This window comes from Naumannella halotolerans, assembly GCF_004364645.1.
Lineage (GTDB): Bacteria > Actinomycetota > Actinomycetes > Propionibacteriales > Propionibacteriaceae > Naumannella > Naumannella halotolerans.
This window is the reverse complement of sequence record NZ_SOAW01000001.1, coordinates 1,377,418-1,398,187: the sequence shown is the minus strand read 5'-3', so window position 1 is coordinate 1,398,187 and position 20,770 is coordinate 1,377,418. Positions and strand designations below refer to the sequence as shown.

The 20,770-nt window shown below is 68.2% G+C and carries 17 protein-coding genes and 1 tRNA gene; 11 read left to right on the top strand and 7 right to left on the bottom strand.

Annotation, left to right across the window (positions count from 1 at the left end; all coding sequences use genetic code 11):
• Together aroA and CLV29_RS06460 are read right to left on the bottom strand one after the other, a co-directional pair.
• Positions 1-1,389 (bottom strand): 3-phosphoshikimate 1-carboxyvinyltransferase, encoded by a 1,389-nt coding sequence (aroA, locus tag CLV29_RS06465; protein ID WP_243831768.1) that lies wholly within the window; start codon positions 1,387-1,389, stop codon positions 1-3.
• 10 nt (positions 1,390-1,399) lie between these two features.
• The gene (locus CLV29_RS06460; RefSeq protein ID WP_166649153.1) at positions 1,400-2,095 is read right to left on the bottom strand and encodes a DoxX family protein; all 696 of its coding nucleotides are present in this window, start codon (positions 2,093-2,095) and stop codon (positions 1,400-1,402) included.
• 112 nt (positions 2,096-2,207) lie between these two features.
• Between CLV29_RS06460 and CLV29_RS06455 the strand changes: the two genes are divergently transcribed.
• From CLV29_RS06455 to rsrA, 4 genes are all read left to right on the top strand, one after another.
• Positions 2,208-2,948, top strand: coding sequence for an SOS response-associated peptidase (locus CLV29_RS06455; RefSeq protein WP_133754144.1), 741 nt, complete (start codon positions 2,208-2,210; stop codon positions 2,946-2,948).
• 11 nt (positions 2,949-2,959) lie between these two features.
• A complete protein-coding gene (locus tag CLV29_RS06450; protein ID WP_133754143.1) occupies positions 2,960-3,607 on the top strand; it encodes an alpha/beta hydrolase family protein in 648 nt (215 codons plus the stop codon).
• A gap of 137 nt (positions 3,608-3,744) precedes the next feature.
• The gene (locus tag CLV29_RS06445) at positions 3,745-4,368 is read left to right on the top strand and encodes a sigma-70 family RNA polymerase sigma factor (protein WP_208292782.1); all 624 of its coding nucleotides are present in this window, start codon (positions 3,745-3,747) and stop codon (positions 4,366-4,368) included.
• Positions 4,365-4,655: a mycothiol system anti-sigma-R factor gene (gene rsrA, locus CLV29_RS06440; RefSeq protein WP_133754142.1), complete on the top strand. Its 291-nt coding sequence runs from the start codon at positions 4,365-4,367 to the stop codon at positions 4,653-4,655. The genes CLV29_RS06445 and rsrA overlap by 4 nt, the downstream gene beginning before the upstream one ends.
• Before the next feature lie 71 nt (positions 4,656-4,726).
• Here rsrA and CLV29_RS17200 read toward each other — a convergent pair whose 3' ends face one another.
• Positions 4,727-4,801, bottom strand: a complete 75-nt coding sequence (locus CLV29_RS17200; RefSeq protein ID WP_369797015.1) for a 50S ribosomal protein bL37 — start codon at positions 4,799-4,801, stop codon at positions 4,727-4,729.
• A gap of 119 nt (positions 4,802-4,920) precedes the next feature.
• On the opposite strand from CLV29_RS17200, the gene CLV29_RS16980 reads away from it, so the two are divergent.
• Positions 4,921-6,543, top strand: coding sequence for a sensor histidine kinase (locus CLV29_RS16980; RefSeq protein WP_133754141.1), 1,623 nt, complete (start codon positions 4,921-4,923; stop codon positions 6,541-6,543).
• A gap of 151 nt (positions 6,544-6,694) precedes the next feature.
• Here the strand turns inward: CLV29_RS16980 and CLV29_RS06430 are convergent, their stop codons facing one another.
• Positions 6,695-6,946, bottom strand: coding sequence for a WhiB family transcriptional regulator (locus CLV29_RS06430; protein WP_133754140.1), 252 nt, complete (start codon positions 6,944-6,946; stop codon positions 6,695-6,697).
• Positions 6,947-7,146: 200 nt separating this feature from the next.
• On the opposite strand from CLV29_RS06430, the gene CLV29_RS06425 reads away from it, so the two are divergent.
• Entirely contained in the window at positions 7,147-7,560 is a 414-nt protein-coding gene (locus CLV29_RS06425; RefSeq protein ID WP_133754139.1) for a hypothetical protein, read from the top strand.
• A gap of 145 nt (positions 7,561-7,705) precedes the next feature.
• On the opposite strand, the gene CLV29_RS06420 is transcribed toward CLV29_RS06425, so the two are convergent.
• The 3 genes from CLV29_RS06420 to CLV29_RS06410 all read right to left on the bottom strand — a co-directional run bounded on the left by CLV29_RS06420 (position 7,706) and on the right by CLV29_RS06410 (position 13,235).
• Positions 7,706-11,632: a multifunctional oxoglutarate decarboxylase/oxoglutarate dehydrogenase thiamine pyrophosphate-binding subunit/dihydrolipoyllysine-residue succinyltransferase subunit gene (locus CLV29_RS06420; RefSeq protein WP_133754138.1), complete on the bottom strand. Its 3,927-nt coding sequence runs from the start codon at positions 11,630-11,632 to the stop codon at positions 7,706-7,708.
• A 100-nt stretch (positions 11,633-11,732) separates the two neighbouring features.
• Positions 11,733-13,037: a glycosyltransferase 87 family protein gene (locus tag CLV29_RS06415; protein WP_133754137.1), complete on the bottom strand. Its 1,305-nt coding sequence runs from the start codon at positions 13,035-13,037 to the stop codon at positions 11,733-11,735.
• A gap of 126 nt (positions 13,038-13,163) precedes the next feature.
• Positions 13,164-13,235: transfer RNA gene (locus CLV29_RS06410), tRNA-Arg, on the bottom strand.
• Between the two features lie 157 nt (positions 13,236-13,392).
• Here CLV29_RS06410 and lysA point away from each other — a divergent pair.
• The 5 genes from lysA (at position 13,393) to rho (ending at position 20,770) form a co-directional block, all read left to right on the top strand.
• Positions 13,393-14,793: a diaminopimelate decarboxylase gene (gene lysA / locus CLV29_RS06405; protein WP_133754136.1), complete on the top strand. Its 1,401-nt coding sequence runs from the start codon at positions 13,393-13,395 to the stop codon at positions 14,791-14,793.
• A 74-nt stretch (positions 14,794-14,867) separates the two neighbouring features.
• A complete protein-coding gene (locus CLV29_RS06400) occupies positions 14,868-16,250 on the top strand; it encodes a homoserine dehydrogenase (protein WP_133754135.1) in 1,383 nt (460 codons plus the stop codon).
• 61 nt (positions 16,251-16,311) lie between these two features.
• Positions 16,312-17,394: a threonine synthase gene (gene thrC, locus CLV29_RS06395; RefSeq protein ID WP_133754134.1), complete on the top strand. Its 1,083-nt coding sequence runs from the start codon at positions 16,312-16,314 to the stop codon at positions 17,392-17,394.
• The gene (thrB, locus tag CLV29_RS06390) at positions 17,391-18,311 is read left to right on the top strand and encodes a homoserine kinase (RefSeq protein ID WP_243831767.1); all 921 of its coding nucleotides are present in this window, start codon (positions 17,391-17,393) and stop codon (positions 18,309-18,311) included. Before thrC ends, thrB begins: the two co-directional genes overlap by 4 nt.
• A gap of 281 nt (positions 18,312-18,592) precedes the next feature.
• A complete protein-coding gene (rho, locus tag CLV29_RS06385) occupies positions 18,593-20,770 on the top strand; it encodes a transcription termination factor Rho (protein WP_424991524.1) in 2,178 nt (725 codons plus the stop codon).

The following is a 20,770-nucleotide window of genomic DNA, read 5'->3' as shown; positions in this document are numbered from 1 at the left end:
TCAGCTCAACCTGTTCGATTCCTCGACCATCGTCCGCCAGTCGACCGGGAACGCCGGCATCGTCTTCGAGGTGCAGTCGATGTCGTCGATGACCACCTCGGGGACCACCAGGCCGAGCAACGCCCCGGTGTGGGCCAGCCGGTGATCGGCGTAGCTGCCGAAGGTCCCGCCGTGCAGGTCGGTGCCCTCGATCCGCAATCCGTCCTCGGTCTGGCTGACCTTGCCCCCGAGGTCGTTGATCTCGGCCTCCAGGGCGGCCAGGCGGTCGGTCTCGTGTCCGCGGATGTGGCCCACACCGGTGATCACGGTGGTGCCGTCGGCGACGGCGCCCAGCGCTGCCACCACCGGGGTCAGCTCGGCGGCATCACGCAGGTCGACCTCGATCGCGGTCAGGGTGCCGCCACCGGTGACGGTCAGCCCGCGTCCGTCCAGTTCGACCAACGCACCGAAGTCGGTCAGCACCTGCCGGATCCGGTCGCCTGCCTGGCGGGTCTCGGTCGGCCAGTCGGTGATCGTCACCTGACCACCGGCGATCGCAGCGGCGGCGGCGAAGGCGGCAGCATTGGTCAGATCGGGCTCGATCACCGTGTTCCCGGCCTCGATCGTGCCCGGCCAGACCACCCACCGGTTCTCCTCGGCGGTGTCCACGCGGACCCCGTGCTCGCGGAGCATCGCGATCGTCATGTCCAGATGGGGCTGGGAGGGGACCGGCCCCTCACCGATGTGCCGGATGTCGACACCACGCTGATAGCGCGCACCGGCCAGCAGCAACCCGGACACGTACTGGCTGGAGCTGCCGGCGTCGATCAGCACCGGCCCGCCGGGCAGGTCCGGTCGGCCGGTCAGGTCGAAGGGAAGTCCGGTCGCCTGTTCGGAGACTCCGGCGCCGAGATCGGCCAATGCCAGCAGCAGCGGCTCCAGCGGCCGGTCCCGGGCGGCGGGGTCGCCGTCGAAACGGAACTGTCCGCTGGCGACGGCGGCCACCGGCGGGACGAAGCGCATCACCGTACCGGCGAGTCCGCAGTCGATGACCGCGTCACCGGCCAGTTGCTCGGGGGGCTGGACCTGCCAACCGTCGACGGTCTCGGTGATGTCGACACCCAGTTCGCGCAGCGCATCCCGCATCAGCTGGGTGTCCCGGGCGTCGAGTCCGCCGCGGATCCTGGAGGGTCCGTCGGCGAGGGCGGCGATCACCAGGGCTCGGTTGGTCTCCGACTTCGAACCGGGGACGCTCACCACGGCGTGCAGTCGCCCGGTCACCCGGGGGGCGGACCAACCCGCGGCGGCTCGGCGGGGAGCCGAACCGGCCGCGGGGGCGGTCGACGATGGGTCGAACGCGGACGGGCTCTGGGGGGTCGACAGGTCGTCGGCTCGGGGGTTGTAGCTCACGTACCGCTCCTCAGAGCTTCAGCTCCGGGACCTGGCCAAGCGCACCGGAAACGTTCTTGCTGACCTTCTTGCCCGACTTCTGCAGCTTCTTGGTCCGCTTGTTCGCCTTCTTCTGCAGCTCGGCGGCCTTCTTGGACGCCTTCTTCTCCAGTTCGGCAGCCTTCTTCCGGGCCTTCTTGTCCAGCTCGCCGGCCTTCTTCGACAGCTTCTTGTTGTTGCTGTTCAGGCTCTTGTCGGCGGCCTTGACGAAGTTCTGCCGGGCGTGATCGGCGCGCCAGCCGAGGCTGGGCTTGCCCTGGGTGTCGAATGCCGCGAGCAGCGCGGCACCGAGCAGGCTCAGGTAGAGCAGGAAGTCGCGTTTGCGCTCGGCCTCGGCCTCGGCATCGATGTCACCGTTGCTGGTCCGGCGCTTCGGGCCGAGCGGGCTGGCGCCGTAGACCTGCGGCAGCACACCGGCGGCGATCAGGCCGGCGCCGACCCGGCGGCCGATCCCGGTCGCGAGGCTGGCGCCACCGACGATCTGGGCGATCCCGGAGATCCGGGCCAGGGTGCGGGCATTGCTGGGTACGTAGCCGGAGACGGTCGGCGGGGCGACCTGCTTCACCAGCGGCACCACCTTGGTGGCGACGATCTGCAGATCGTCGGCGCGGCTGCTGGGGTCGCGGGCGATCTTGGCACCGTTGGTGATGAAGTAGCTCGCGAGCATTGTGCGAGCGAGGAAGCGCAACATGAGCGGTCCTTTCTGAAGTCCGTCCCTCGACAGCGTAGTGCGTCGCACCGTCACCGTGCTTGTCGGTACCGGTCGGTAGGCTGCAGACATGTGTGGGAGGTACGCCCATTCGGCCACCGAGGCGCGGTTGGTCGAGGAGTTCGAGATCGACCGGGTGATCGAACCCCTGCCCGGCCCCGACTACAACACCGCCCCGACCGATCAGGTGCCGGCGGTGTTGACCAGGGTCGACCATGACTCGGGGCGTCCGCAGCGCCGGCTCGCCGCGCTGCGCTGGGGGCTGGTGCCCTCGTGGGCCAAGGACGTCAGGATCGGTCCGCGGATGATCAACGCCCGACTGGAGACGGTGGCGCAGAAACCCGCCTTCCGGAAGGCTTTCCTGGCACGTCGCTGCCTGTTGCCGGCCGATGGCTACTACGAATGGCGGACCCTCGAGACCCCGGGGGGCAAGTCCCGCAAACAACCGTTCTTCATCCACCACCCCGATCAGCAGACCTTCGTCATGGCGGGGTTGTACGAGTTCTGGCGCGACCCCGCACGAGACCCCGAGGACCCCGAAGCCTGGGTGCGCAGTTGCACGGTGATCACCACCGATGCGACCGACTCGGTGGGTCACATCCATGATCGAATGCCACTGACGGTCCCGCAGGAGAACTGGACCGACTGGTTGGATCCGGAGCTGCAGGACCCTTCGGCGGTGTTCGAGCTGATCGGTGTCAGTGATCAACTCGAGGCCTACCCGGTCTCACCGGCGGTGGGCAATGTGGCGAACAACTCCCCGGAGCTGGTCGAACCGTTGCCGTCCGAACCGATCGACACGCTGTGGTGAGTGGTGGCCGGATGCCGGATCGGACCGTCGAGGTGCAGACCTCCTTGGGGCCGGGCCGCCTGCACCTGGCCGGTGAGCCCGGCGGGCTCTGGCTGCTGCTCGGCCACGGTGCCGGTGGTGGCATCGACGCGCTCGATCTTGCCCACCTGGCTGCCGCGATCCCGGCATCGGGGATCGGCGTCGCCCGCTACGAACAGCCTTGGCGGGTGGCCGGCAAGAAGGTCGCGCCGGCACCGGCACGGCTGGACGAGGGGTGGATCCCGGCCGTTCAGGTGCTGCAGGACCAGGCCGCGATCGATCAGCTGGTCGTCGGTGGCCGCAGCGCCGGCGCCCGGGTCGCCTGCCGTACCGCCACGGCGAGCGGTGCGGCCGGTGTGTTGTGCTGCGCGTTCCCGCTGCACCCACCGGGCAGGCTGGAGAAGTCACGATTGCCCGAGTTGCTCGGCGCCGGGGTGCCGACCGTGGTGGTGCAGGGCAGCCGCGACAGCTTCGGCACCGATCAGGAACTCCGCGAGGCGGTCACCGGCAGTGACGTTCGGGTCCTGACTGCGCCCGGTGGCGACCACGCCATGAAGACCCCGGCCCGGACCTACTGGGGTCCGATCGGGCAGGCGCTGAGCGATGCGGTGGCCGAGCTCCGCGGCAGGATCGGCGACTGAGCGGTCACCGGCTGGCCGAAGCGACCGTACGCAGTTCGTCGAATCGGCGGTGCAGGGAATATCACTGACCCCGGTGACCTTGTACCGATGTGACTGCAACACTGATGGAGCGACCGGGCAAGGTAGGCTCGGTGGTGATGAGTACGCCGACGGGTCCTGTGGACAGTGAAGACGTCGATCTCGCCACCGAGACCGATGCCGAGCGCAGTGCGCGTTTCGAACGCGATGCGATGGAATACCTCGACCAGCTGTACGGTGCGGCCCTGCGGATGACCCGCAATCCGACCGACGCCGAGGACATCGTGCAGGACACCTATGCCCGGGCGTTCGCGTCCTTCCACCAGTTCAAACCGGGCACCAATCTTCGCGCCTGGCTGTACCGGATCCTGACCAACACCTACATCAACTCCTACCGCAAGGCGCAACGCCAGCCGCAGATCTCCGGCGGGGAGGATGTGCAGGACTGGCAGTTGCACCGGGCCGCCGAGCATGATTCCGCAGGATTGCGTTCGGCCGAGGCCGAGGCGCTGGACCGGTTGCCCGACGGCGCGGTACAGGATGCACTGGCCCAGTTGCGTCCGGAGTTCCGGATGGCGGTCTACCTGGCCGATGTCGAGGGCTTCGCCTACAAGGAGATCGCCGAGATCATGGACACCCCGATCGGCACCGTGATGTCACGGCTGAATCGGGGCCGCAGTCAGCTTCGGTCGCTGTTGACCGATCACGCCCGCGAGCGTGGACTGATCGGGGCCCAGGCATGAGTGTGCAGCGGGAAGGTGATGACGAGGTGACCGGGCAGAACAACCAGCCAGTGGACTGTGAGCGTGCTCTGCAGCAGATGCAGGAGTTCCTCGACACCGAGCTGGAGACAGCGGACATGGATGCCATTCGCGAGCACCTGACCGCCTGCGAACCGTGTCTGGAGAACTTCGACGCCGAGCAGGCGCTGAAGCAGCTGGTCCACCGGTGCTGCGGCACCTCCGAGGTGCAGGCCCCGGCAGCGCTGCGGATCAAGATCAGCCAGCGAGCGGTGTTCCTGCGCGACTGAAGCCGCCCTGGAAAAGAGCCGAAAAGAACGGACCCCGCATTCTGCGGGGTCCGTTGCTACATCTGCCTGCCTCAGGCGTTGGGGCGCTTGCCGTGGTTCGCGCCCTTCTTCCTGCGGGCGCGGCGCTTGCGGCCGGTCTTACCCATGAGAGCCTCCTAGTTCGTGCGAGTCCGATTATGCCACGGATCTGCGCCGACAGTCGCATCGGGCCACCGGGTGCGATCCGGTGAAGGGAGCTCCTGCGCGGGGACGGTAGGGTGACGGCGTGGCGAGTGTGCGAGAGCTTCTGCAGGCACACGGGCTGGATCCCGTGACAGCCCAGTGGCTCAGCCACCTGGTGGTCGACTGGCATCTGTTGGCCGATCTCTCCTTCTCCGATCTGGTGCTCTGGGTGCCGGCGCCGATGGATGCCGACATCTACGACGCGGTCGCCCAGATCCGTCCGGCCACGGGCCCGACGGCCTTGGAGGATGACGTCGTCGGTGACCAGCTGGCCTACGAACCCGACAGCGGAGTCGCCGAGGCATGGATGTCGGGGGAACCGGTGGAGACCGGGGAGAACAAGCTGCAGGCGGGGATCCCGGTCGATGTCGTGGCGATTCCGGTCCGACGGCCTGCCGGGTTCCAGTGGGATGCCGATCTTCCGCCCGAGGTGGGGGAGGCCCTGGACGAGTTGATCCCGGCCGAGCCGGCCGAGGCCCCCGGACACGAACCCGAGGTCTGCGACCTCGATGAGTTCGACGACGAGGAGTTCGACGACGAGGTCGACGAGCGATTGGTCGCCGTGGTGGAGCGGCACACCAACCAGATGACGGTACGGGCGCCGAGCACCCTCGAGGACAACTATCTCGAGATCGCCGAGATCCTCACCGGGATGTTGCAACGCGGTGAGTTCCCGATTCCCGGCGAACCGATCGATCCGACCCAGAGCCTGCGGGTGGGCGACGGACTGATCCGGCTCGACGCCGCGGGCCAGGTGGTCTATGCCACGCCGAATGCCACCACCGGCTACCGGCGCCTGGGGCTGACCCGGGATCTGCTGGACCAGGATCTGGCATCGGTGGTCGAGCAGTTGGTGACCGAGGAACCCGAGGTGGAGATCCGCGAGTTCCTGCACAGCGAGATCACCCGGGAGATCGACATCGTCGCCGAGCAGGTGGTCCTCCGGCTGCGGGTGCTGCCGCTGCGCGATGCCGACGGCCCGATCCCGCCGATCGTCCTCAGCAAGGACATCAGTGAGATCCGCCGCCGCGAGCGTGAGCTGGTGACCAAGGATGCAACGATCCGGGAGATCCACCATCGGGTGAAGAACAACCTGCAGACGGTCGCCGCGCTGTTGCGCATGCAGGGCAGGCGCATCCAGTCCGCCGATGCGGAGGCGGCGCTGGGCGAGGCGATGAGCCGGGTGGGTGCGATCGCGGTGGTGCACGAGATCTTGTCCCAGACCTACGACGAGGCGGTCGAGTTCGACGATGTCGCCGATCGGGTGCTGCGGATGGTGGCCGATGTCAGCCGGGCCTCGCAGTCACGGGTACGGGTGAGCCGGCAGGGCAGTTTCGGCCGGATCCCGGCGCAGGTGGCCACCCCGCTGGCCCTGGTGGTCACCGAACTGTGCCAGAACGCGATCGAGCACGGACTCGGCGATGCCGCCGGCACGGTGCTGGTGAAGTCCCAACGGGACCGGAGGCGGCTGACCGTGCAGGTCTGCGACGACGGGCGCGGCCTGCCACCGAATGTCGACCCGACGGGCAACAGCCTGGGACTGTCGATCGTCCGGACCCTGGTCAGTGATCTAGGCGGCAGTTTCACCCTCGGACCGAATCCGCAGGGTCGGGGAACCATGGCGATGATCGAGGTACCGATCCCGAGCAGTCGCCGAGGCGGCTGAGGTCTCGATCCCGGGTTGCGCATCCCGGCTGTCGGGCGACGCTCGGGATCGGCCGCTGCGGCGATGACCGGGCCGCGACATCCGTTTCCGGGCACCAAAAAGGCCGGCGCCCCTGCGCCGGCCCGTGGCCTGTCCGTGTTCGGTGATCCGATCAGGCTGAACGAATCCGTGAGCGGGCTGCCCGACGCTTCAGCGCCCGACGCTCGTCCTCACTCATACCGCCCCAGACACCATGATCCTGTCCGGCCTCGAGAGCCCACTGCAGGCACGCTTCACGAACGTCGCAGCGGTGGCAGACCTTCTTGGCCTCCTCGATCTGCATCAGGGCGGGACCGGTGTTCCCGATGGGGAAGAACAGCTCCGGATCCTCGTCCAAACAGGCAGCCTTGTGGCGCCAATCCATTCCTGGTTTCTCCTTGTCGTCGCACTCACCAGATGGGGGTGGTGACCCCTGCGCAGGCACCCAGAAGCCCCGGGCGGGCGCGTACGAGTACAAGGGTGTCAACTGACGCCGACAAATACAAGGGTATCGAGAGTTGACTGTCTCACACTTCGCGTCCAGATCAAATTGAGCCGGCCGGTCATCTGGGCGAGGATGGGCCCATGTCCACCCGAGTCGCGGCCCGGCCCATACCCGTTCTGTTGGCCGTGGCGATCGTGGCCGCGTTGGGTCTGTTGTTCATCGTGCTGGCGATCCTCGAACTCGCCAACACCAATCCGATCCGGCCGCAGGTCGCGATCAGCACCGGGATCGGCTTCCTCGCCTATGCCGGGTTGTTGCTGGCAGCCGCGCGCGGGCTGCTCGGGCTGCGCCGCTGGGCCCGCAGCGCAGCGGTCTTCGCGGCCCTGCTGCAGATCCCGATCGCGATCAGCTTCTGGGGCGGCTCCACCCGAGCGGTGACCGTCCTCGGCCTGCTCTCCTCGCTGGTGATCATCGGCTGCCTGGTCTCGCCGCCGGCCACCCGGGCGATCCTGCCCGAACTCCACGAGCCGGACACCTCGCGTACCGACGAGTGACCCACCACCCACAGGACCAGTGACGCACCGGACCAGTGACGCATCGGGCCGAGTGAACCACCACGACGAAGGTCACCCGGCGAACGACCAGGGCCGGGTCGGGCGATTGCCCGACCCGGCCCCGATTCGGTTGCCGTGACCCCGCTCAGCCCTTCTTCGCGAAGGCTGCCGACATCAACTCCTTGCCCTGCTGTTCCGACGCCTTGTGCACGCCCACGGCCGGTGCCGAGGAGGCGGGCCGGGTGACATGCTGCAGACGCACCTCCGGGAGCTCACCGTGCTCGGCCAGCTTCTCGGCCAGGTACAGCGCGATGTAGGGCCAGGCGCCCTGGTTCTCCGGCTCGTCCTGCACCCAGCGCACATCCTTCACGTGCTTGAACGGCTCCAGCACCTCGGCGAGCTGGCTGGTCGGCAGCGGGTACAGCAGTTCGAGGGCGATGATCGCCACCTTGCCCACCTGGCCCTGCTTCTCCCGCTCCTTGACCAGGTCCCAACGGACCTTGCCCGAGCACAGGATGACCTGCTCGACCTTGGTCGGATCCTCGATCGTCGGATCCGGCAGCACCGGCTGCCAGGTGTTCTGGGTGAAGGCCACCGGATCGGAGGTCGCCAGCTTGTTCCGCAGCATCGACTTCGGAGTGGCCACCACCAGCGGTCGGTGGTTCTCCGAGAACGCCTGGTCACGCAACAGGTGGAAGTAGCTGGCCGGGGTCGACGGCTGGGCCACCCGGAAGGCCCCCTCGGCCGCCAGCTGCAGCCAGCGTTCGATCCGCGAGGAGGAATGGTCGGGCCCCTGGCCCTCGTACCCGTGCGGCAACAACAGCACCACACCGGACTTCTGGCCCCACTTGGCCTGGCCGGAGGAGAAGAACTCATCGGCGATGATCTGGGCGCCGTTGACGAAGTCGCCGAACTGGGCCTCCCAGAGGACCAGCGCCTCCGGTCGTGCCACCGAGTAGCCGTACTCGAAGCCCATCGCCGCGTACTCGCTGAGCAGCGAGTCGAAGATCATGAACTTGCCCTGCTCCTCGGCGAGGTTCTTCAGCGGCACCCAGGTGTCACCGTTCTCCCGGTCGATCACCGCAGCGAACCGCTGGGTGAAGGTGCCGCGACGCGAGTCCTGACCGGTCAACCGGACCGGACGTCCCTCCAACAGCAGCGAACCGAAGGCGAGCAGCTCGGCCGAGGCCCAGTCCACGGGCCCGTCGATCATGGCTTTCGCCCGACGCTCGAGCTGCGGCTTCACCTTCGGATGGGTGGTGAAGCCCTCGGGCGCATTGGTATGGGCATCGGCGATCGCCTTCAGCACCGACGGGTCGACCGAGGTGCCGCCGGTGGTGCCCTGCTTGGCCGGGTAGTTCGGCACTCGGCGGTAACCGGGCTCCTCGTCCGGTGAGGTGGCGCTCTCGCGTACCTCGGTCAGCACCTCCTCCAACCGCTGCTGGAAGCGCTTCAGCGCCGCCTCGGCGTCCTCGATGGAGATCTCGCCCCGGCCGACCAGAGCCTCGGCGTACAACTTGCGGACGCTGCGCTTGTTGTCGATCAGGTCGTACATCAGCGGCTGGGTGAAGCTCGGGTCGTCGCCCTCGTTGTGCCCCCGGCGACGGTACGAGATCAGGTCGATCACGACGTCCTTGTGGAACCGCTGACGGAACTCGTAGGCCAGCTTGGCCACCCGGACGACCGCCTCGGGATCGTCACCGTTGACATGGAAGATCGGCGCCTGGATCGTCTTCGCCACATCGGTGGAGTAGATCGAGGAGCGCGACTCGGTCGGCGAGGTGGTGAATCCGACCTGGTTGTTCACCACCAGGTGAATCGTGCCACCGGTCCGGTAACCCCGCAGCTGCGACATCTGCAGCACCTCGAAGACCACACCCTGGCCGGCGAAGGCGGCATCACCGTGCATCAGCAGCGGCAGCACCGGGAACTCGGTGCCCTTGTCCAAGATGTCCTGCTTGGCCCGGGCGATGCCCTCCAGCACCGGATCGACAGCCTCCAGGTGGCTCGGGTTGGCGGCCACCGAGGTCTTGATCGTCGAACCGTCCTGGGCGCTGAACTTGCCCTCGAAACCGAGGTGGTACTTCACGTCGCCCGACCCCTGCACCGAACGGGGATCGACATTGCCCTCGAACTCGCGGAAGATCTGGCCGTAGGACTTGCCGATCACATTGGCCAGTACGTTCAGCCGGCCGCGGTGCGGCATACCGATGGCGACCTCGTCGAGGCCGTCGTGTGCGGCCAGTTCGCAGACCTCGTCGACCATCACGATCGCCGACTCCGAACCCTCCAGGGAGAACCGCTTCTGCCCGACGTACTTGGTCTGCAGGAAGTGCTCGAAGACCTCGGCCTCGTTCAGCTTGTCCAGCACCCGCAGGTGCTCCTCGCGAGGCAACGGCTGGTGCGGCTTCTCGACCCGCTCCTGGATCCACTCGCGCTGCTCGGGATCGGCGATGTGCATGTACTCGATGCCGATCTGGCGGCAGTACGAACCACGCAGGATGCCCAGGATGTCCCGCAGCTTCATCACCTGCGGCGGCTGCCCGCCCAGGGAACCGACCGCGAAGTCGCGGTCCAGGTCCCACAGCGTCAACCCGTGCGTCTGCACGTCCAGGTCGGGGTGCTTGCGCATCCGGTACTCGACCGGATCGGTGTCGGCCATCAGGTGGCCGCGGCTGCGGTAGGCGTTGATCAACTCGAAGACCCGGGCCTGCTTGGAGACCTTGTCCTCGAGGTTGGTGCTGCGGTCCTGCGCCCAGCGGATCGGCTCGTAGGGGATCCGCAGCGAACGGAAGATGTCGTCGTAGAACTCGTCGCTGAGCAGGATCCGTTCCATGTTGGCCAAGAACTCGCCCGAGACCGCGCCCTGGATGATCCGGTGGTCGTAGGTGGAGGTCAGCGTGAGGATCTTCGAGACCCCGATCTCGGCCAGACGCTCGGGATCGGTTCCGGCGAACTCCGGCGGGTAGTTGATCGAACCGACGCCGATGATGGCGCCCTGGCCGTTCATCAGCCGGGGGACCGAGTGGTTGGTGCCGATGGTGCCGGGGTTGGTCAACGTGATCGTGGTGCCCTGGAAGTCGGGCAGGCCCAGCTTGCCGTCGCGTGCCTTCTTCACCAGGGTCTCGTAGGCGGCCCAGAACTGGGCGAAGTCGGTGTCCTCACACCCCTTGATCGAGGGTACGAGAAGCTGCCGGTTGCCGTCCTTGCCGGGCAGGTCGATGGCCAGGCCCAGGTTGATGTGGGCCGGTTCGATCAGCGTCGGCTTGCCGTCGGTCTCGGTGTAGCCGTTGTTCATCGCCGGGGTGGCCTTCACGGCCTGCACCAGCGCGTACCCCAGGATGTGGGTGAAGGAGACCTTGCCACCGCGGGCCCGCTTGAGGTGGTTGTTGATCACGATCCGCTGGTCCCAGATGAGCTTCATCGGAATCGAGCGCACCGAGGTGGCGGTCGGCATCGTCAGCGAGGCGTCCATGTTCTTCGCGGTCCGGCCGGCGGCGCCGCGGAGGACGGTCTCGGTGGGTTCCTTGGCCTCGCCCAGCTCGCGGACGGTTGGCCGCGGCGGATCGGCCGGAACGCCGCCGGGGGTGCCGGGCTTGCTCGGGCGCAGATCCCGGACGTCGACATCGGACTCCACCTTCGCCTGCGGGCGCTTGCTGGAGACAGCGCGCTTCGCGGCGGGCTCGGGGGAGGCGGACTCGTCGTCGCTGGAGCCGTCGCCGTTGGACTCCGTCGACTTCGCCGGTGCGCTGCCGTTTCCGCTCGCACCGTTCGAGGTCGCGGTCTTCGAGGCGCCGGACTTTTGACCGTTCTGCTTCGGGTCGGCCGACTTCTGCTCCGACCCACCCCGCTTGGTGTCCGTGCTGGCGGACTTCGACGAGGCGGGCTTGCCATTGGCCCGTGCCTCGAAGAACTCCTGCCATTGCTTGTCGACCGAGGACGGGTCGGCCTGATACTGCTCGTACATGTCTTCGACGAGCCAGTCATTGGCTCCGAATTCGTCCGCTCCGTCAGCTGTGTTCTGGTAGGGCGCGGTGGCCACAATCGCCTTCTTCCGGTCTGCGTGCTCCATCAGCGGCGGCTAGCACACCGCCTCGATCCAGCCTACTCGACAAAGCAGACCACCGGTACCAAAGGTACGGTGCGGCGGCCGGTCGGACCCGAATCGATGATCATCTTCGGCGGTGCCGAAGTAGTGCCGGTTGCCCGGTCCGCAGCCGGCACCAGGTGAGGTCGACGAACAGGGCGACCAGCAGGGCGTTGCGGAGCAGCAGCCAGTGGATCGGGGTGGCCACGTCCTCGGGAGTGGCGCCACAGACCAGGCCGCCGTACTCGAACGGGTAGAGCACGAAGGTGGCAGCGGCTGCCGCGACACCGATCGCGGCCCAGCGCAGCGCCCGGTCCGCCCGCTGGGTCTGCACCGCCCGGGCCACCGCGATCGCCAGTGGCGGCCCGAGCCAGCTCAGGTACTGCGGGCTGAAGGTCTTGTTCGCCAACAGCACCGCCAACACGATCAGCACCGCCAACTCCGCGATCGCCGCCTGATCGAACCCGGGTCGGCGGCCGTCGGCGGCGGTCCGCGGGCGGGAACGCCAACAGGCGAGTGCGACCAGCGCCGTCAGCCCGAGTGCGCCGAGATTGGCCAGGACCAGGGCGGCATCGCGCCCCTCGCCGAGGATCTCGAAGGCCTTCCACTCGGTCATCCGGACCGGGAAGGCGGCCGGGTCGGCCAGCCGGCCCAGCAGCAACGGGGTGGCCCACAGCGATTCGACCTGCAGCCCCCGATCGCTCTGGTAGGTCAGCGGGGAGATCATCCGCTGCCAGCCGGCGCTGACGAGCACCACCACGGCGACCGCCACCGCGGTGCCGAAGCCGCCGAGCAGCACCCGGACGATCAACCCGCGACCGGGCAGGAAGCCGGCGGCCAGCACCACCGGCCAGATCTTCAGCCAGCCGGCCAGGGCGAGCAGGGCACCGGCGAGTACCGGCCAACTGCTGCCGAGCAGCACCGCCGTACCGCCGAGGACGGCGATTGCGATGTCCGGGCGGAGCAGGATGACCGTACCCGTGGCGGTGCTGAACGCCGCCCAGCAGATCACCCCGGCAGCGGCCGCCCGGCGGTCCTGCGGCGCGATCCGGTGCCACAGCAGCAGGCTGAACCCGCCGAGGGCGGCGAAACAGAGGACGACGAAGACATCGCGGTAGTCGTTCTGATCACCCTGGCTGCCGATCAGCAACCGGGGGAGTTCCAGCAACCAAAGGGCAGGCACCGGGTACTCCGGCATCACCTGTTCGATCGGCACCCCGCCGGTCAACTGGCCGTAGTAGTAGGGGATGTCACCGTTCTCGCGGTCCCGCCACTGTGACCAGATCAACCACAGCCCGAACGCACAGAGGATCTGGAAGCCACCGGCGGCGATACCTGCCCAGCGATCGACGAGACCTGCGTCCCGGGTCGGTGCGGGTGACGGGTTCATCGCATGGTTCCCACGGCTGGCGGAGGTTCTGGGGTGGCCGGTGGCCCGAGGACTTCGGACCGGGTCCGAAGCCGACTATGTCAGCCGATCTCGCACCGATCGACGAGCCACCGTCGGTGATGTTTGCGCCCCCGGCAGGATTCGAACCTGCGCTCCCGCCTCCGGAGGGCGGTGCTCTATCCCCTGAGCTACGGGGGCCGCGGCCACCGAAAGTCGGTGACCGGTGTCCGGCGCGAGGAACACAGTAGCAAGGTTCTGCGGTTCCGTCGCATCGCCGAGGCCGAGGCCGGTGCAGCAGTCTCATCACAGACGATCCGGTGCGTCCCGGCGGCTGGTCTTTGTAGCATCGTGCCCCATGAGTCACACGCACGTCGCGGGCGCGATCCACGCCGATGTCTCGGTCTCCGGACCGGGCTGGTTGCGCCGGCCGACCGACGTCAATGCCCTGGTCGACGGCCTGTGGAGTTCGGGGGTACGCCGACGCCCGGACGGCGAACTCGAAGTGGCCGGGGTGCCGGTCACCGCACTGGCCGCCGAGGTGGGTACGCCGGCCTACGTCTTCGACGAGGCCGATCTGCGCGAACGGGCCCGCGGCTTCGCCGAGGCGTTCGCCGGTTGGCGGGTCTACTACGCCGGAAAGTCCTTCCTGAGCAAGGATGTGGCGCGTTGGGTGGTCGAGGAGGGGCTCTACCTCGACGTCTGCACCGGTGGCGAGCTGGCAGTGGCCCTGGCCGCCGGGATCGACCCCGCGCGGATCGGTTTCCACGGCAACAACAAGTCCCTGGCCGAACTGCAGGCCGCACTGGAGGCCGGGGTCGGGAGGATCATCGTCGACTCCTTCATCGAGATCGCCCGGCTGGCCGAACTCGCTGCCGCCCGCGGGGTGCAGGCACCGGTGCTGGTACGGGTGACCGCCGGCGTGGAGGCACACACCCACGAGTACATCGCCACCGCCCACGAGGACCAGAAGTTCGGATTCTCCATCGTCACCGGTGATGCCATGCGTGCGGTGGAGGAGTGTCTGGGGGCGCCGGGCATCGACCTGCGCGGGATCCACTCCCACATCGGTTCACAGATCTTCGAGACCGCCGGTTTCGAGGTCGCGGTGCGCCGCACCATCGGCCTGCTGGCAGCGATCGCCGAACGCACCGGGCAGATCCTGCCCGAACTCGACCTCGGCGGCGGTTTCGGCATCGCCTACACGACCCTGGACGATCCGCGGCCGACCGTCGAACTGGCCGAACACCTGAATGCGATGGTCGAGGCCGAGTGCCGCAGCACCGGGCTTCCCCGTCCGGAGCTGTCGATCGAACCCGGCCGGGCGATCAGTGGGCCGGCGGCGCTGATGTTGTACGAGGTAGGCACGGTGAAACCCGTGGTCCTGGCCGGTGGCGGGGTGCGTACCTATGTCTCGGTCGACGGCGGGATGAGCGACAACATCCGTACCGCGCTGTACGCCGCGGAGTACTCGGCCACCGTGGCCAACCGGGCCAGTGACGCCGCACCGGTGCTGTGCCGGGTGGTGGGCAAGCACTGCGAATCCGGTGACATCGTGGTCCGCGACGAGTTCCTCCCCGGTGACATCGCCCCCGGTGACCTGATCGCCGTACCGGGGGCCGGGGCGTATGCACGGTCGATGGCGAGCAACTACAACCACGTACCGCGTCCGCCGGTGGTCGCGGTCGCCGACGGTCGATGGCGTACCCTGCTGCGGCGCGAGACCGTCGATGACCTGTTGGCCCTGGACATGGGTTGAGCGATGGCGACCGATCGCGAGGGATCGCCGATGGAGATGAAGACGATGTTGGACGCCGAGCTGGGAGTTGGTCGATGACCGAGACCGCACAATCGCCCGCAGGACCCGATGCCGTACCGGTGGCCGGTCCGGCCGCCGACGGGGCGACCCCGCCGACCGAGCAGCCGCTGAAGGTGGCGCTGCTGGGTTGCGGTGTCGTGGGCTCGGAGGTCGCGCGGATGCTGGTCGACTCCGCCGACGACTTCACCGCCCGGATCGGACGGCCGCTGGAACTGGTCGGCATCGGGGTACGCCGGGCCGGTGTCGAACGGCCCGGGATCGACTCCGCGCTGTTCACCACCGACACCGAGGCACTGGTCCGGCGGGGCGACGTGGATCTGGTGATCGAGGTGATCGGCGGTATCGAACCGGCGAAGTCACTGATCCTCACCGCCATGGAGCACGGGGCATCGGTGGTCACCGCGAACAAGGCGCTGCTGGCCGAGGCCGGTACCGATCTGTTCAGCGCGGCCGAGGCGGCCGGGGTCGACCTGTACTTCGAGGCCGCCGTCGCCGGTGCGATCCCGATCATCCGGCCGCTGCGCGAGTCCTTGGTCGGTGACGAGATCACCGCGGTGATGGGCATCGTCAACGGGACCACGAACTTCATCTTGGACAAGATGCACGGACAGGGCACCGGGTACGCCGATGCGCTCGCCGAGGCCCAGGCCCTGGGCTATGCCGAAGCCGATCCCACCGCCGATGTGGAAGGGTTCGATGCCGCCGCCAAGGCCGCCATCCTGGCCGGACTGGCCTTCCACAGCCGCGTCCGGGGGGTCGAGGTGCATCGGGAGGGGATCACCGAGATCACCCGCAGCGACATCGCCTCGGCCAAGGCCATGGGCTGTGTGGTGAAACTGCTGGCGATCTGCGAGCTGTCCGGTGAGGGAGCCGAGGCCACGATCAACGCCCGGGTGCACCCGGCGATGATTCCCGAGGATCACCCCCTGGCTTCGGTCGGCGGCGCCTACAACGCCGTCTTCGTCGAGTCCAAGGCAGCCGGCCGGCTGATGTTCTACGGCCCCGGTGCCGGTGGCAGCCCGACCGCATCAGCAGTCCTCGGTGACCTGGTCACCGTGGCCCGGAACCGCACCCGGCACACCCGCGGGCCGGGGGAGTCGACGTATGCCCAGCGGCCGGTGCACAGCATCGGGGAGGTGGTCACCCGCTACCACCTGAGCTTGGAGGTCGACGACCGTGCCGGTGTGCTGGCAGCGATCGCCCAGTGCTTCGCCGAGCACGAGGTGTCGGTACAGACCCTGCGGCAGGTGGCCAGCCCCGGCGAGGACGGTGAGGCCCGGTTGGTGGTCGTCACCCATCCGGCCAAGGACGCCGCGCTGGCCGCCTGTGTCCGCGCCCTGGACGAGTTGCCGGCCGTGCACGAGGTGTTGAGCGTGATGCGCGTCGAGGGCTTGTGAGTCCCGTCGCCCGACCAACCACGATGCCTGGCGGACAGGCAGAGAACAGGAGCGCAGCGCAATGAGCGCAGAGCAGGTTTCCGGCCCGGCCACGGCCGGGTTGATCGCCCGGTACGCCGATCGGCTGCCGCTGGCCCCGAACGACCCGGTGGTCAGTCTCGGTGAGGGATCGACGCCCCTGGTGCACGCCGAGAAGCTGTCGGCGCATCTGGGGTGTGAGGTCTGGATCAAGGTCGAGGGGGCCAATCCCAGCGGCTCGTTCAAGGACCGGGGGATGACCGTGGCGATCAGCCGGGCCCTCGCCGAGGGAGCCACCACCGTGGCCTGTGCCTCCACCGGCAACACCTCGGCCTCGGCCGCGGCCTACGCCGCGAAGGCCGGGATGAAGGCCCTGGTGCTGCTGCCCGCCGGCAAGATCGCCACCGGCAAGCTCGCCCAGGCCGTCGTCTACGGTGCCCGGATCGTGCAATTGGACGGCAACTTCGACAACGCCCTCGAGGTGGCCCGGAAGTTGTCGGAGAACTACCCGGTCGCCTTGGTGAACTCGGTGAACCCGGACCGGTTGCAGGGGCAGAAGACCGCCGCCTTCGAGATCGTCGACGCCCTCGGTGACGCCCCGGACCTGCATGTGCTGCCGGTCGGCAATGCCGGCAACATCTCCGCCTACTGGATGGGCTACCGCGAGTACCACACCGATGGCCTGGCCACCCGATTGCCGCAGATGTGGGGATTCCAGGCCTCCGGGGCCGCGCCGCTGGTGCACGGGCATCCGGTGCTGAATCCCGAGACGGTGGCCACCGCCATCCGGATCGGCAACCCCGCCTCGGCCGATCTGGCGAAGGCCGCGGTCGCCGACTCCGAGGGCCGGTTCGGCGCGGTCACCGACGATCAGATCCTGGAGGCACAGTCGGTGTTGGCGGCCTGGGAGGGGATCTTCGTCGAGCCGGCCTCGGCCAGCGGGGTCGCCGGACTGTTGGCCGCCCATCGCGCCGGCGACCTGCCGTCGGGGCTGCGGATCGCGGTCACCTGCACCGGCAACGGGTTGAAGGATGTCGACACCGCGATGCGCGACCGTAGCGTCGACCCCGATGTGTTGCCGGCCGAGGCCGCCGAGGTGGCTCGCTGGTTGGGGTTGGAGAGTTGAGCGTTCCGTCCGTACCGGGACCGACCGCCTTCCCGGCGCTGGCGGTCACGGTGCCGGCCACCAGCGCGAACCTCGGCCCCGGTTTCGATGCCCTGGGCCTGGCCTGGGATCTGGTCGACGAGGTACGGCTGGAGGTCGCCGACGAATTCGCCGTGTCGGTCACCGGTGAGGGTGCCGGCCGGGTACCCGAGGGCCGGCGGCATCTGGTGATCGCCACGCTGCTCAGCGGGCTGGCCGATCTCGGCTCGCCGGTGCCGGACGGGATACGGCTGAGCGCAGTGAACCGGATTCCGCACGGGCGTGGTCTCGGCTCCTCGGCGGCGGCGGTGGTCACCGGTCTGATGGCCGCCTGGACCTGGGCCCGCCCGGGTCGCCCGGTGGACGAGCGTTGGCTGCTGCGCCGGGCCCGGGCAGCCGAGGGGCATCTGGACAACGCCGCACCGGCCCTGCTGGGCGGGCTGACGCTGGTCGTCCCCGGTGAGGACCGCGTGGTACGGCTGCCGCTGGACGAGCGGTTGATGGGATTGGCGTTCATTCCCGATGGTGCGGTCGCCACCCGGGCGGCCCGGGGAGCGCTGCCGCCGACGGTGCCGCATCCCGACGCCAGTGCCTCGGTCGCCTGTGCAGCACTGCTGGTACACGCCCTGCAGCACTCGCCGCAGGACCTGCTCGCCGGCACCCAGGACTGGTTGCACCAGCCGTACCGGGCGCCGCTGATGCCTGCCTCGGCAGCGCTGCTGGATCGGCTGCGCAATGCCGGACATGCCGCGGTGATCTCCGGTGCCGGGCCGACCGTGGTGGTGCTGGGGACGCCGGCGGACCTTTCGGGGTTGGATGAGGCGCTCGGGTTCCGGATGCGCCGGCTGCGGCCGGCCGGTGGTGCCCGGGTGGAATTCGCGCCCGCGCACCGAGGCTGATCCGGTGGACCGTCCGGTGCCGGTTTCCCGGCTGGGCGGACACGCCGGATCGTCGCCCTTGCGGGCTGTGCCCACCCCGGTGCTAACCTTGGTCCACGAGTGGTGGATTCACCACGGTGCGCCTCGGTCAAGCGGGCGCGGCAGGAAGTGCTAATCGCACCCCAACGCCACTGACACCATTTTTTGACGGCTCTGCCGTCGGGCTGGCTTGGCAGCGGAATCTCAGTCCAAACTCCGCAGAAACGTCAAGGCCCCGTCTGGGCCAAGAGAAAGAAGGACATGTGACGGACACCACCGAGACGACGAGCGTCACGGAACCTGGTCGACGGCGCAAGGGTTCGGGTCTGGAAGCCATGGTGCTCCCCGAACTGAAGAAGCTCGCCTCCCAGTTGGGCCTGAAGGGCGCCGCCGCCATGCGCAAGGGTGACCTGATCACGGCGATCCGAGCAGCTCAGTCCGGGCAGCCGGGATCGACCGGCGGTGCCGGTCGAAGCGCCGAGCGGCCCGTCGAGAACCGACCCGCGGAGGACTCGGCCGGTAAGCAGTCGGGTGCCGACCGCCGTGCCGAGACCCAGCCCGCGCTACCCGATGCCGATGCCCGCGCCGAGGAGGCGCGGAGAGTGGCCATCGAGCGTGCGAGTCGCCGCGGTGACGCCGAGCCGAAGGCGTCGCAGGACCAGGCCGGTGAGGAGAGCCCGAGCGCTCGTACCGACCGCAACCACAATGCCGACCGCGAGCACAATGCCGACCGCGAGCACAATGCCGACCGCAACCACAACGGTCGTGACGACCGCAACGACAACGCTCGCGGCGATCGCAACGAGGGCGACAACGGTCGGGGCGATCGCAACGATGGCGACAACGGACGGGGGCGCGGGCGCAACCGGCGTGGCAACGACAACCGGGGCGAGAACCGCAACGACGATCGCACCCGCGGGGAATCGGACTCCGAATCCCGCAACGGACGCGAGGGCAACGGTTCCGAGGCGCCGAATCCCGACGATCTGGTACGCGAGATCGCCGAGCGGGACAACCGGGGCAACGACCGCAATCGCAACTCCGATGGCGACGACCGGGGCTCGCGACGTGACCGCAATCGCAATCGTGACGACAACAATCGTGACGAGCGCAACGATCGCGGCAACAACAATCGGAACGACCGCAACGACCGCGGGAACAACAACGACAACGACCGGAACAACCGCGACGGTGACGATGACGGCGGTCGTCGCGGACGCCGTCGTCGCAACCGCGACCGGCAGAACCGGCGCGGCCGCAGCGGCGGGATGGACCGGCTCGACGTCGAACCGGTGATCAGTGAGGACGACGTCCTGCTGCAGATCTCCGGCATCCTCGACGTGCTGGACAACTACGCCTTCGTCCGTACCAGTGGCTACCTGCCCGGTTCCAACGACGCCTACGTCTCGTTGTCGATGGTGCGCAAGTACGGTCTGCGCAAGGGCGATGTGGTGACCGGCGCGATCCGCGAACCCCGCGACGGGGAGCGGAAGGAGAAGTTCAATCCGCTGGTCAAGATCGATTCGATCAACGGAGATGACCCGGAGAAGGCGAAGAACCGGCCGGAGTTCGCCAAGCTGACCCCGCTCTACCCGCAGGAGCGTCTGCGGCTGGAGACCACGCCGACGAACATGACCGGACGGATCATCGATCTGGTCTCGCCGATCGGCAAGGGGCAGCGTGGCTTGATCAACTCACCGGCCAAGGCCGGCAAGACGATGGTGATGCAGAACATCGCCAATGCGATCACGACCAACAACCCCGAGGTGCACCTGATGGTGGTGCTGGTCGACGAACGTCCCGAGGAGGTCACCGACTTCGAGCGGACCGTCACCGGTGAAGTGATCTCCTCCACCTTCGACCGGCCGGCCGGTGACCACACCACGGTCGCCGAGCTCGCCATCGAACGAGCGAAGCGTCTGGTCGAGCTCGGACACGATGTGGTCGTGCTGCTCGACGGCATCACCCGCCTGGGCCGGGCCTACAACCTGGCGGCACCGGCATCGGGCCGGATCCTGTCCGGTGGCGTGGACTCGGCAGCGCTCTACCCGCCGAAGAAGTTCTTCGGTGCTGCGCGCAACATCGAGAACGGCGGTTCACTGACCATTCTCGCCACCGCGCTGGTGGACAGTGGCTCCCGGATGGACGAGGTGATCTTCGAGGAGTTCAAGGGAACCGGCAACATGGAGCTGCGGTTGCGCCGTGAGTTCGCCGACAAGCGGATCTTCCCGGCGATCGACGTGGATGCCTCCAGCACCCGTCGGGAGGAACTGCTGCTGGCCCGTGACGAACTGCAGGTGATGTGGAAGCTTCGCCGGGTGCTCAGTGGACTCGACGGACAACAGGCCCTGGAGACCTTGTTGAACCGGATGAAGAAGACCCAGAGCAACACCGAGTTCTTGTTGCAGATCCAGAAGACGACGCCGAGCCAGGAGAACTGA

Bases quoted from the DNA above. Each gene is read 5' to 3' on its own strand.
- CLV29_RS06420 (WP_133754138.1), bottom strand. From the start codon at position 11,632: ATGGAGCACGCAGACCGGAAGAAGGCGATTGTGGCCACCGCGCCCTAC.
- CLV29_RS06460 (WP_166649153.1), bottom strand. From the start codon at position 2,095: ATGCTCGCGAGCTACTTCATCACCAACGGTGCCAAGATCGCCCGCGAC.
- CLV29_RS06430 (WP_133754140.1), bottom strand. From the start codon at position 6,946: ATGGATTGGCGCCACAAGGCTGCCTGTTTGGACGAGGATCCGGAGCTG.
- CLV29_RS06455 (WP_133754144.1), top strand. From the start codon at position 2,208: ATGTGTGGGAGGTACGCCCATTCGGCCACCGAGGCGCGGTTGGTCGAG.
- CLV29_RS06445 (WP_208292782.1), top strand. From the start codon at position 3,745: ATGAGTACGCCGACGGGTCCTGTGGACAGTGAAGACGTCGATCTCGCC.
- thrC (WP_133754134.1), top strand. From the start codon at position 16,312: ATGAGCGCAGAGCAGGTTTCCGGCCCGGCCACGGCCGGGTTGATCGCC.
- CLV29_RS06450 (WP_133754143.1), top strand. From the start codon at position 2,960: ATGCCGGATCGGACCGTCGAGGTGCAGACCTCCTTGGGGCCGGGCCGC.
- lysA (WP_133754136.1), top strand. From the start codon at position 13,393: ATGAGTCACACGCACGTCGCGGGCGCGATCCACGCCGATGTCTCGGTC.
- CLV29_RS06415 (WP_133754137.1), bottom strand. From the start codon at position 13,037: ATGAACCCGTCACCCGCACCGACCCGGGACGCAGGTCTCGTCGATCGC.
- CLV29_RS06400 (WP_133754135.1), top strand. From the start codon at position 14,868: ATGACCGAGACCGCACAATCGCCCGCAGGACCCGATGCCGTACCGGTG.
- rsrA (WP_133754142.1), top strand. From the start codon at position 4,365: ATGAGTGTGCAGCGGGAAGGTGATGACGAGGTGACCGGGCAGAACAAC.
- CLV29_RS06425 (WP_133754139.1), top strand. From the start codon at position 7,147: ATGTCCACCCGAGTCGCGGCCCGGCCCATACCCGTTCTGTTGGCCGTG.